Origin of the sequence: Shewanella frigidimarina NCIMB 400 (assembly GCF_000014705.1) — a bacterium.
GTDB lineage: Bacteria > Pseudomonadota > Gammaproteobacteria > Enterobacterales > Shewanellaceae > Shewanella > Shewanella frigidimarina.
The window spans coordinates 994,537-1,005,926 of sequence record NC_008345.1 but is presented as its reverse complement, the minus strand read 5'-3'; the positions used below and the strand labels follow the sequence as shown (position 1 = coordinate 1,005,926).

Sequence of the window (11,390 nt, the reverse complement as noted above, 5' to 3'; positions counted from 1 at the left end):
TTAAGCAAAAGCCGACCCTTGGTCGGCTTTTTCGTTTCACTAACGATTAATGGCAAAACTAACGCCATAACAAGGTTTACCCAACGAGGTTACAACACATCGTTAAGGTCTTGTATTGCATCAATCACCATACCCGTACCAATGCTAATCAATAGCAAATCAGTACCAACACGGACAATTTTTTGTCCTTCTGGCGTACGACCTAGTTGAACAGTAAGCGCAGATGGTACATCGTAGTAAACAACATCAGCTGGCAGTGAGTAACCTTTGCGCCATTGCTTAGCACTACCCGGAGGTTGGCAACGATTGTGTTTTTTGGCTAACCCAGGTGGACAATGCTTAGCATCACGGTTGGTATAATAGTAATTATTAACGATGACTTGGCGATCGTTACTAAAATAGGTCTGATAAGTTTCTTCATGTTCGTGATCATGCTTCTTATCATGCTTTTTTTGATGTTTGTCAGATTTATGCTTTCCGCTATTACCATGCGAGTCGTTGTCTTTAGCGAAGCTGTAACCTGATGAACACATCATTAAGGTACTGATAATGATCAATGGGATGATGTGACGATTCATAAAATGGATTCCTTTGCGATTAAATAGGCGCTTGTCATAATAGTTAACCAGCGATATGCCTGACCGTTAAAAAAAACCAAATACTATTAATGATACGGTTGATATGGGTGTAAAGGTAGTCGTATTGCACACTATTGTCGACACTAATCTAGATTATTGTTAATTAATGTTCGCGTATAATCGTTACTTTTGTTTCAATGCCATTTGTGAGAACAACACCTTATTCGTTCCGCATAAACCCAGAAATATTTGATGTTTTAATCCTTATGACGTTACTCGTTAAGACTTTTTTATCGTTGATAAAGGGACACAGAAAAGCAGAGAATATACAAAAAATTGATAAACAAGAGTGCGTTTGCCCCTTTAGGTTTTAATAATACCGTTAACACCCAACGATTACCGTTGTGATGACAGGCTCTCCAGTACTCTGCCAGTGATACTGAAAATAACAACTGGTTGCAATAACTTCGGCTGCAGTCGGCTCTGCAAGGGCAAGTGCACTTTTTGGGGCTGCAACAACAGCATAGCTGCTATTAGACGTAAAAATGCGATATGACCAATCATTCATTTCTAACCTAGCCGCTTTAAAGATTTCTGACGACGTTGTATAACCCGCATTAAAACCGCTACCACTAGTATTGGCCGCTGCGGCCCAAGGTTGGTAATTACTGCCTTTAACGCCCGAGAATTCAACCGTATCTGTAAGCGCATTGCCCGAGGCTAATGTTTTTGTTTTAAATAACATCACTGCTGTTTTAATTGAGCCAGCGGCACCTTTGATTGCTGCAATATGTGCATCTGTTTTTAAATCAATAAACTTAGGCGCTGCGACAACAGCCAATACGCCAAGAATAATAATGACAACGACAAGCTCTATAAGGGTGAAACCGGATTGACGAGAGGAAACTATACCGCGGTTAAGTTTGATCATATGATGAATGCCTCCCGATACAGTAAACAAACTGTTCAGCTAGAAAGAGTTTACTTAAAACAATTACATGAGACATTATTTTAACCTAAACACGAGCTTAAGTTATAGAGGCTTTCATCATAGTTTTGCGTATTGTATTGAGCCTTGTTGTATTGAGCCTTGTTGAGCACCTAGGTTATTTAGCCTTTAATGCCTGTTGCGAAAACAAAATACCATCCCAGCCATGTTGCATAAACTGACGAATATTTTGATGATCCGTCCCTTGAGGCGTTGCCACTACATCTCGGTAATGTTGGCCAAACATAGCCAAGGTTTGTTGCACCGTTAACTGATGAGTTTGCCCAAACGCAAACACCTTACAAGAACCTGAATTTTGCCCTGCTTCATTAAGCTGATCACCATTTTTAAATGCACTTGAGGTGAAGTCATAATGACCATCAATAACAGCCATAGTATCTTCAAAACGAATGGTATCTGCTTGTGATGTTAGCGATGAAATAAACGGGTTAATATCCGTTGATGCCATAAGTTATGCCCTGCCCTAATTTAAAGTTAAAATAAAAATCGAATTAAAAGAAAATAAACACTACAAATCACGATGACTGTAGATCAAAACCTTATCAAAATGATCACATTTACTATAGTGAAAAAGACTCAAGCGAACGATTAAAAACTCGAAAGCAAAACGAGGCCCAGACCCTCTGTAACTGCCTACTACAATGTTAAATTAAATAGCGTTTACAAGCATAAACCATCGACAATTAATCCAACTTTAGTGCAGCAAAATCTGGCCGTGGTAGCTTTTCCAACATACTGTATAAATAAATCACCACTAACGACAATAATGCGCCGATGATAAACAACCAATACCCACCAAGATGATCCAGTATGATCCCGCCGCCCAGTGGTGCAAATGCAAACCCCAAATCATAAAATGAAGCTGCGCCAAAGTACGCGCCACGTAAATGCTTAGGAGCTAGCCTGTCAATGTGCACGTTCATCGTTGGGAATAAAATGGTTTCAGCTAGGCTCATTACAACAACGGCGCCAATCCAGCCCCAAAATAAATCAATGGGGTTATACGCTAGCCAAACTTGCGAACAAACCAGCAGCATCAATCCAAACTGAATTCGGTGTACCAAACTGTAACCAGCCATTAATCTTAATAATAAAAATTGGGTAGAGATAATGACTAAGGCATTGGTAAAAATCATTGCCGAAATCAGTGTCAATAAATCGGGGGCATTTGAACGAGTAAGATATTGGATCAACGAACTGTCCATTTGCGCATAAATAAACATACACAAAATATTTGCAAAAATAAGACCTTGCAGTAATTTATCTTGCCATAAAATCGACATTATTTGCCGCCGATTCATTGCGGCAGGTTTACGCTTAACAGCAGCTGTTGCATCACCCATAACAGGAATGAGTCCATCTGCAACCAGCTCTGGAGCCGATGAATGAGTCTGGCGAGCTTGATGCCTAAAACCCCAAAATAATAACCCCAACAAGGCAGCAAAAGCCGCCGCAGTAATATAAAAACTCGACTGTTTTCCGGTTAAGCCTAACCATACACCTAACATTGGCCCGACAGCGCAACCTACGTTAACGATAAAATACAGAGATTGCATCGCCAGTTCACGGGTTTTGGGATCGTCAATAATGTCGCCAATGGTGGCAGACGTTAGCGGTCGCCATATAGCTGTAGCAATAGAACACAGAGTCATGACGACCACATAGCCTTTGACTGAATCGACTTGTGCCAACAATGAAAACGAGATGATATACAGCACATCAGTAAAGTACATTAACTTGTGGCGGCCGATTCGGTCGGACAGTGCACTACCAATAAAACTGGTAAAAACCGATATAATCGCCGCACTCGACAGCACTAAACCAACTTCGGTCGCGCTTAAGGCAAATTTTTCATACAAGATAACAGCCAAAAATGGCCATACCATGTAATAACTACCGCGGGTAATAAACGAGCCAAATAGCAATATCCACATTAATCGTGGAAATTGCTTAAACCGCGCTACAGAAATATCGCTATGCACTTTTTATCCTTAAAGAGTGATGCTGAAATGAATTATGACAGACTAAATTGATGGACTTTTTAGAGGGCTAATCCTAACTGGATTTGCACAATTGAACTACTATTTATTACCTAATCCTATGTTATTCTTCATCATATAAGCTAATAGCTGTTTTTCATCAACCCTATTTGACAGTGATAATCCTTGCGCCACACCTTGTTGATCACTTTGGTTACGGTGCTGCCCTAACTTTTGCTTTCCTTGTAATTCATCAATGACAATCTTAAAGCCAACAATACCCTTGGCTAATTTTTGTTGATAACCATCGGGAATAAAGCCATTACCTTCTAGCAATGAAGGTTCGTATTGTTGAATGGTAGATTCAAGTACTTGGGCGGTGGTCGCATCATCAATTAATTCAATAATGCCTTTTGCATGTACTACGCTGTAATTCCAAGTCGGAACAGCTGGATGGGAGTCATACCAGGTGGGTGAGATATAAGAATGTGGGCCATTGAAAATACACAGCACTTTTGTGTTTTCTATGTGTTTCCAATGCGGATTACTACGAGCAAAATGGCCATACAAGGTACCATTTTCGCCCTCTGAGGCAATGAGTAATAAAGGTAAGTGCGAGCCCTCTAAATCGTTAGACACAACAGTCGCAAAACCATATTGGTTGATAAACTGATGGATTAACTCCCTAGACCCCATATCCCACTTATCAGGTACATGCATAATTCACTCTTCACTAAAATAATCAATAACCTCTTATAATGAATGTGATGACTAAATGCCATCGTTTTATGGGTTTCTATCGATTGTTATAAATGGCCTACTTTGACTAAAATAACCGTGTCTTGCTCCACATACGGATTATGCTGACTTAAATGCGGACTGCGGATCCACGTACCTGCAGGATAACGGCCAAGCTCATCGATAAACACCCCGCTAATGACATAGATTTCTTCGCCGCCAAAATGACGGTGCGGTTGAAAGTGTGTCCCCGCGGGCCACTTAACTAATGCGGTCGATTCGGTACCATGTTGATGAAGCGGCATAACCTGCAACTGACCATGACCCGGCAACCATTGTGTTTCATTGGTATTAATGGCCACTTGTTGTGAGTCTGTGGTTTGGAACTGATGCAACTTAACCAATAACGTACAACCTTGCACACTAAATGGCGCATGGACAAAACCTTCAGGATTTCGTAAATACGTGCCAGCGGGATAGTCACCGGTTTCATCAGAAAACACCCCGTCGAGCACTAAAATCTCTTCGCCTAATGGATGAGGGTGTGAGTTAAATTTAGCACCGGCTTGGTATTTAACAATGCTGGTCGCATGGCCTCGCTCGGCTTCTTCACGCGCTAAGCGTTTACGTAATACGCCCGCAGCGGGGCTATTTTGCCATTCAAGATCGGCTGTGTTTATCACCACTCGTTGGCTAAGATCCATGTTTAACATATTGCTACCTTACAACCGTTTAATTGCCACTATTGTAAGGCTTTAACAATCGATAAAACAGCAGGTACTTTATGGTACCTATGGATGTGAATAAGCCAACATCAAAAGTATATTGATAAAAAAAGCCCATTCAATAAAAGTGAATGGGCGTTAATTGTGGTCATTCAGCGATTAAATACTGTTATTCAGAATCGCTTGACGTTGTTTTTTATAGGCTTTAGCCGATGCAGGGATTGGTGTTGTACGCCCAGTCTCTAGCCAGTTCTTTAATCGGTTGGCATCAGCCATGTGGGTGTATTTACCAAATGAGTCCAGTACCACAAATGCCACTTTACGCTTGTTCATTTCAGTTAACATCACTAAACAATGGCCCGCTTTATTGGTAAAGCCTGTTTTGGTTAATGCAATATTCCAATTGTTTTTAAATACTAGTTTATTAGTGTTTTGAAAATCTAAGGCATAACGTGGTGATTCAAAGTTAACGTGCTTTTTAGTGGTCGAGCTCAGCTTGCCTAATAACGGATATGTTTGGCTGGCTTTAAGCAATAATATGAGATCGTTAGCGCTAGATACATTGTCAGGTGACAAGCCTGTTGGTTCAACATAACGTGTTTGGCTCATGCCCAGTGCGGTCGCTTTGTCGTTCATTGCTCGCACAAAAGCCTTAAATCCACCTGGATAATTATGTGCAAGTGAGGTTGCTGCACGATTTTCTGACGACATTAATGTTAATAACAACATGGTTTCACGGGTCACCACGCTGCCTAAACGCACACGTGAATAAATATTGCGCATCACAGGTGAGTCAGTAATTTTTACTGAGATTTTTTCATCTAATGCAAGCTTGGCATCCAATGTCACCATGGCAGCCATTAACTTGGTCACTGACGCTATAGGCACTGGTTGATTTGGATTACTTGAATATAAAACTTCATTGGTGGTTAAGTCGACCAACATAGCACTAGCGGAGGCTAACTCTTGCTGAGGTTTGTTTTGCACGGCTTGTGCTGCAAAAGACATTGGGCTGCTCAACGAAGTTGAACATAATAAGGCACAGGCAAACAAGAAACGAAATTTCATCACTCTCACTTGAAAAGATAGACCGGATAATTCACTGAGTATACGATAAAGGATTAGAGCGACAATAGATAAATAGTCATAATTAGTAAGTTTTTAGTAACTTTTTATCATAGATCAAACCAAAAACATTAGTTATGACTAATATTTACTCGTTTTGATTACCACTGTCATCACCTTGCATTGAATCTATCATTATCCATCGTATTCGTTAATGTATGCGTCTGGCACCAATACCGCTTTTTGTTTACTTCATGTTAAGATTAAATAAATCGTTTAAAAAGAGAGTATAGATGGACATTAACTTGCGTTTTTTTAGTCGATTAAATCCATGGCTCAATAGCTTATTTACCTCTAAAGCTACCCTAAAAACAGAGATAGATGAAGCACAACAAGGGCAGATGTCGCTCAAGACCATAGCCAACCAATATCCGCTTCAAGCCCGTCGTGGACCAATTACTCAGGTGATGCTATACCAGTCACTTTATGCGAGTGATGATTTTGTTGGCCGAGAAAAACAACTCAACCAAATTACCGATGTTATAAACCAATGGCGTAATCATCATGGAGAAATCAGTGCAATTGTCTCGCCAGCGGGATCTGGAGGATCATCTTTTTTAGGCCAACTGCCACCTTTACTGCAAACCATTATTGCCGATGACGCTAAAAAAGCACCGATGCCTGACGTAAAACCGCTGCCGTCCAAGTGGCTTCTGATGAGCTTTTACCAAGCGCCATTAGGCGCAAATGGCGCCATAGCCCATGTTTGTTATTGTTTTGGCATTACGCCACCAAACACCATCACAGAGACAATTGCCGCCATTAACCAACAACCACCACAGCTAATTATGATAGATGATATGCACAAGCTAATGTTGAGAATGATGGGGAATAATCAAGCCTTGGTGACCTTTGCGACTATCGTGATGGAAACGCGTAAACATCATTGTTGGATCATGGGCTGTGAAATATTTGCATGGCAACGATTAAGCGCACAGTATCAAATTCATCACTTTATTAAGCATGTTTTTCAGCTCGATTATTTTAGTGAAACCGAATTAGCCACCATACAAACAAAACATCTGCTTGATTTAGGGTTAATCAGCAACGACGTGATGGCCAAAGAAACGACTACCACCCCCCCTAACAACACCAATAAAAGTACTAAAGAGCAAACAGAGCAAGCAAACATTGAGCAAGTGGATATTGTAAATCCTTATAAAGACCAACTAAAACAGCTGTACACTATCAGCCAAGGGCACCCCAAATTAGCATCATTGTTGCTACAGTATTCTCTCGCGCACCAAGTCGATATCGGTTCGGATAATAGTTCAAATAGTCGTTCAAATAATGGCATTGATATTTGCCGCATTAACTCATCTGTATTGCAACAATGCCAAGACAATGACCTATTTTCAGTCGCTGAAATTTATGTTCATGGTGGCTTACGTGTGAGTCAGCATGCGCATATTTTTGCCATTACGATTGAACAAAGCAGCTTGCAGTTAGAATATTTAGCTCGCCAAGGACTTATTATTGCACAATATTCGCAACAAGATTTTGCCGAGCATTTCTACTTTATTACTCCAACATTAAGCAAAATTATCGCCAACCATTTGGTGAATAACAATAAGTTGTTTAATTAAACGAGGCGACTATGGAAGATTCACGTAAAGCATTACAAGCATTTTTAGATATTATTTCGTTTGATCGAATAATCAGTATTTTACTGCTGTGTCTAATGGCGTGGCTGTTATTGGTATTGATCCAATTTTGCTTAAATCAACTGAATAAAGCGTTGCCTAAATACCGCTTAATTTGGAATCGGTCATACCCTTTTGTGCGTTTATTTGTATGGCTTAGTGTGATTGTTTATTCGATCGTTGGCATTATCGACCCGCATGAAAATCTCATTCTAGCCGTGGTCGGGTCTATCAGTATTGTGGTGGGGTTAGCGACACAGGAACCGGCTAAAAATATGATTGCAGGGTTTATTATCATGATTAACCCGCCATATCGCGTTGGCGACATGGTCACATTGTCAGGCCATTACGGCGAAGTCATTAAGCTAGAATGGAGCGTTACCTGGTTGCGTACTTTTGATGACAATACTGTCATGATCCCCAATGCTGAAGCCTTAAAAACGGCAGTGTCTAATGCCAACAGTGGCGCTTTAGATGAAATGGTTGTGGTAAAATTTACTTTGCCTATGCTTGTTGACCACAAAAAAGCCATTGCCCTTGCCCGCGAAGCCACACAGTGCTCACCTTATACTTTTCTAAATAAGCCCATTATTGTCAATTTAGGTAACGAATATGACTTAGGCGAGTTTTTACAAACCATTACCGTTAAGGCCTACGTAATGGATGTACGTCTAGAGAAAAAGTTCATGAGCGACATTAATATCAGAGTATTGAGTGCGTTTAAAAAAGCACGTTTTTATGATGGACAGCAAACGCCGACACACTAATTTGCGCTATAATCGAGCCAATTAGAGAAGAAATAACAGATTTTTTAGCATTGGGAACACTATTATGACACAAGATGAAATGAAAAAAGCAGCAGGTTGGGCAGCACTGCAGTATGTCAAAAAAGACACCATCGTCGGTGTAGGTACAGGCTCTACAGTTAATCACTTTATTGATGCACTTGCCACCATGAAAGATGATATTGAAGGTGCGGTATCAAGCTCTGAAGCATCAACTAAAAAACTCATTGAACTTGGCATTGAAGTATTTGATTTAAACAGTGTTGATTTGATAGATGTCTATGTTGATGGCGCGGACGAGATTAACGACCGCATGGACATGATTAAAGGCGGCGGAGCTGCATTAACTCGCGAAAAAATTGTCGCGGCGGTAGCAAAACGGTTTATTTGTATTGTAGATAATACCAAACAAGTGCCAATTTTAGGTGAGTTTCCATTGCCTGTTGAAGTCATCCCGATGGCACGATCTTATGTGGCACGTGAGTTGGTAAAATTAGGTGGAGATCCAGTTTACCGTCAAGGCGTAATAACCGATAACGGCAACGTTATTTTAGATGTCTACAATATGAAAATTCTAGACCCTAAAGTGATGGAAACTAAAATCAACGCCATCGTCGGTGTTGTGACAAATGGTTTATTTGCGAACCGCGGTGCCGATGTACTACTCGTAGGCACCCCTGATGGCGTTAACACCATCACACTCTAAAAGCTAAAATATTCGCTTAGTTTATCTTATTGTTGAGCAAACACATTTAGCGTAAAAAGTTAACATACAGAGTTAGCTTAATTAGCTAAAAAAAATGGCCTAGCAGCAATGCTAGGCCATTTTATTATCTGTTTTGTCACTGTGACAAAACCTTACACTCTAAACTGGCTAACCGCTTCATGCAGTGCTTTGGCTCGTATTCTTACATCTTCAGAAGCCGCGGCATTTTCTTCAGCCGCTTGTGATGATTCATCGGCAATATCACGGATAACTACCACGTTTTTACCCACCTCTGCAGCTACCATACTTTGCTCTTCAATTGCCGCAGCAATTTGAGTACTCATGTCCATAATATTGGTCACGTCATTGGTAATTGTGCGTAATACTTCACCCGCGATGGCAGCTTGTTCAGCACTTTCTCGCCCTTGTTGCTGACTTTCTTGCATAAGCTCAACAATAGAATGAGTTCGGGATTGTAAGGTTGAAATGATGCTGGAAATTTCTTGAGTCGACGTTTGTGTTCTTAAGGCTAGCGTACGAACCTCATCGGCAACAACCGCAAAACCACGACCTTGCTCCCCCGCTCTTGCTGCTTCAATCGCCGCGTTTAATGCTAATAAGTTTGTTTGATCTGCAATGCCCCTAATCACATCAAGCACGCTACCAATCGTGACACTGTCTCGCTCAAGTTCGGTAACCACTGAGGCTGAATCGGCTAATTGCTTAGCTAGCAGGGTGATTTTTTGAACGGTAAGTTCTACACCCTGTTGACCAGATTGAGCGTTCTCATGAGTTTGACTGGCTTTACCGGCCGCCAGTTCTGTATTTTTGGCAATTTCGTCAATGGTAGCCCCCATTTCGGTAACGGCTGTGGCCACCATGTCGGTTTCATTAAGCTGACGTAACACACCTTCCGAAGCTGTCATTGCATTTCGAGACAGCTCTTGGCACGACTCATTCATTGCTGTAACCGACTCGTCCACTTGCTGGATCAATTCTTGGAACGTTATTACCATTTGGTTGAAATGATAGGCGATTTTCGATAATTCATCATTACCTGACTCATCGCAACGCATTGATAAGTCCTTACTTTTTTCAATTGACGAAATTACATCGGTTATATCTTGTACCGGTTTAATAATGCTACGAATAATTAAATAGGTGAAAATACACAGCACTGCAGCGATTAACAAAAATATACTTAAACCAATAATAAAAGCCTGCTTTTTACCATGCTCTATTTCGGCTAACGTTTCCTCACGTAGGGTAACGGTATCATTATCTGTTTGATGGATTTTCTCACGTAACTCGGCCATTTTACCGTCTTCGTCCGTTAAACCAAATAGCACTTCTTTATCAACTAATTTTTTAAAGTTAACTTGGTAATCTTTAACATCTGCAGTCAATAGCTCTTTTTGAGAAAACATTATATTAGACTGTTGTATTTGAGTTAAAAAACGGGCGATTCCGTCATCAAAAGCTTGTATATATTTAGGGTCACGGCGGAGCATAAAGTCTTTCTCACTTCGACGTAGCTGTAGCATCGCCACCAGCAAAGCATCCTCTGCATTATCACTCAGCACAATTTCGACTTTTTTAACCGCTGAACGTAAATCACCATATAAACCTGACTCTGGAGTTAGCCCTATCTCTACTTTTAAGGCAATAATCTCGTTGAATATCGTTTTATAATCGTTGAGGTTCTTTTTAAAATGATCTAAAGCATCGACATTCATGCCTTGATGCTCTAGCGCGACACGCACTTCGGCCATATAAACCACAATATCATCCATGCTATGTTTAAATTTTTCAATATAAACAGTGTCTGCACGATGGAGAAAATCCTTTTCTTCAGTACGTAACTCAAGCACTTTCTTTTCAATTTCAACAATACTGTTTGATGCTGTTGATAATTCCAACAGGACTGATTCAGAATAATTTTGTAACCCGAACATCGCGAGTACTGAGGAGATTGAAATGAGCGAACTTAAAATAAGTTTCGATCGAATAAGCATATTTTCTACCACCTAAAAGTAAGATTTAACGTTACTGTTATTATTGTATGATCTGATAATGATTTTTAGATCAATCTAGCAACATAA

The 11,390-nt window shown here is 40.5% G+C and carries 11 protein-coding genes; 3 read left to right on the top strand and 8 right to left on the bottom strand.

The window, feature by feature from the left end; translation table 11 throughout:
* Nucleotides 1–89: 89 nt before the first annotated feature.
* The 7 genes from SFRI_RS04410 to pbpG form a co-directional block, all read right to left on the bottom strand.
* The gene (locus SFRI_RS04410) at nt 90–578 is read right to left on the bottom strand and encodes a hypothetical protein (protein ID WP_011636333.1); all 489 of its coding nucleotides are present in this window, start codon (nt 576–578) and stop codon (nt 90–92) included.
* A 382-nt stretch (nt 579–960) separates the two neighbouring features.
* Nucleotides 961–1,509 (bottom strand): type II secretion system protein, encoded by a 549-nt coding sequence (locus SFRI_RS04405; RefSeq protein WP_011636332.1) that lies wholly within the window; start codon nt 1,507–1,509, stop codon nt 961–963.
* Between the two features lie 175 nt (nt 1,510–1,684).
* A complete protein-coding gene (locus SFRI_RS04400; RefSeq protein WP_011636331.1) occupies nt 1,685–2,035 on the bottom strand; it encodes a HopJ type III effector protein in 351 nt (116 codons plus the stop codon).
* 235 nt (nt 2,036–2,270) lie between these two features.
* Complete coding sequence (locus SFRI_RS04395) at nt 2,271–3,569, bottom strand: MFS transporter (RefSeq protein ID WP_011636330.1); 1,299 nt, start codon at nt 3,567–3,569, stop codon at nt 2,271–2,273.
* Nucleotides 3,570–3,668: 99 nt separating this feature from the next.
* Entirely contained in the window at nt 3,669–4,286 is a 618-nt protein-coding gene (locus SFRI_RS04390) for an FMN-binding negative transcriptional regulator (protein ID WP_011636329.1), read from the bottom strand.
* 86 nt (nt 4,287–4,372) lie between these two features.
* Nucleotides 4,373–5,017, bottom strand: coding sequence for a cupin domain-containing protein (locus SFRI_RS04385; RefSeq protein WP_011636328.1), 645 nt, complete (start codon nt 5,015–5,017; stop codon nt 4,373–4,375).
* Nucleotides 5,018–5,188: 171 nt separating this feature from the next.
* Nucleotides 5,189–6,097 carry a D-alanyl-D-alanine endopeptidase gene (gene pbpG / locus SFRI_RS04380; RefSeq protein WP_011636327.1) on the bottom strand — a complete coding sequence of 303 codons (909 nt, stop codon included), beginning with the start codon at nt 6,095–6,097 and terminating at the stop codon, nt 5,189–5,191.
* Nucleotides 6,098–6,387: 290 nt separating this feature from the next.
* Between pbpG and SFRI_RS04375 the strand changes: the two genes are divergently transcribed.
* The 3 genes from SFRI_RS04375 to rpiA all read left to right on the top strand — a co-directional run bounded on the left by SFRI_RS04375 (nt 6,388) and on the right by rpiA (nt 9,288).
* Nucleotides 6,388–7,740, top strand: a complete 1,353-nt coding sequence (locus tag SFRI_RS04375; RefSeq protein ID WP_011636326.1) for an ATP-binding protein — start codon at nt 6,388–6,390, stop codon at nt 7,738–7,740.
* Nucleotides 7,741–7,751: 11 nt separating this feature from the next.
* On the top strand, nt 7,752–8,564 hold the full coding sequence (locus SFRI_RS04370) for a mechanosensitive ion channel family protein (RefSeq protein ID WP_011636325.1): 813 nt from the start codon (nt 7,752–7,754) through the stop codon (nt 8,562–8,564).
* Between the two features lie 64 nt (nt 8,565–8,628).
* Nucleotides 8,629–9,288 carry a ribose-5-phosphate isomerase RpiA gene (rpiA, locus tag SFRI_RS04365; protein ID WP_011636324.1) on the top strand — a complete coding sequence of 220 codons (660 nt, stop codon included), beginning with the start codon at nt 8,629–8,631 and terminating at the stop codon, nt 9,286–9,288.
* 152 nt (nt 9,289–9,440) lie between these two features.
* On the opposite strand, the gene SFRI_RS04360 is transcribed toward rpiA, so the two are convergent.
* Nucleotides 9,441–11,303: a methyl-accepting chemotaxis protein gene (locus SFRI_RS04360; RefSeq protein ID WP_011636323.1), complete on the bottom strand. Its 1,863-nt coding sequence runs from the start codon at nt 11,301–11,303 to the stop codon at nt 9,441–9,443.
* Between the last annotated feature and the right edge of the window lie 87 nt (nt 11,304–11,390).

Excerpts from the sequence above, each read along its gene's own strand:
- SFRI_RS04375 (WP_011636326.1), top strand. The coding sequence starts at position 6,388 with ATGGACATTAACTTGCGTTTTTTTAGTCGATTAAATCCATGGCTCAAT.
- rpiA (WP_011636324.1), top strand. The coding sequence starts at position 8,629 with ATGACACAAGATGAAATGAAAAAAGCAGCAGGTTGGGCAGCACTGCAG.
- SFRI_RS04410 (WP_011636333.1), bottom strand. The coding sequence starts at position 578 with ATGAATCGTCACATCATCCCATTGATCATTATCAGTACCTTAATGATG.
- SFRI_RS04385 (WP_011636328.1), bottom strand. The coding sequence starts at position 5,017 with ATGTTAAACATGGATCTTAGCCAACGAGTGGTGATAAACACAGCCGAT.
- SFRI_RS04360 (WP_011636323.1), bottom strand. The coding sequence starts at position 11,303 with ATGCTTATTCGATCGAAACTTATTTTAAGTTCGCTCATTTCAATCTCC.
- SFRI_RS04390 (WP_011636329.1), bottom strand. The coding sequence starts at position 4,286 with ATGCATGTACCTGATAAGTGGGATATGGGGTCTAGGGAGTTAATCCAT.
- SFRI_RS04370 (WP_011636325.1), top strand. The coding sequence starts at position 7,752 with ATGGAAGATTCACGTAAAGCATTACAAGCATTTTTAGATATTATTTCG.
- SFRI_RS04400 (WP_011636331.1), bottom strand. The coding sequence starts at position 2,035 with ATGGCATCAACGGATATTAACCCGTTTATTTCATCGCTAACATCACAA.
- SFRI_RS04405 (WP_011636332.1), bottom strand. The coding sequence starts at position 1,509 with ATGATCAAACTTAACCGCGGTATAGTTTCCTCTCGTCAATCCGGTTTC.
- pbpG (WP_011636327.1), bottom strand. The coding sequence starts at position 6,097 with ATGAAATTTCGTTTCTTGTTTGCCTGTGCCTTATTATGTTCAACTTCG.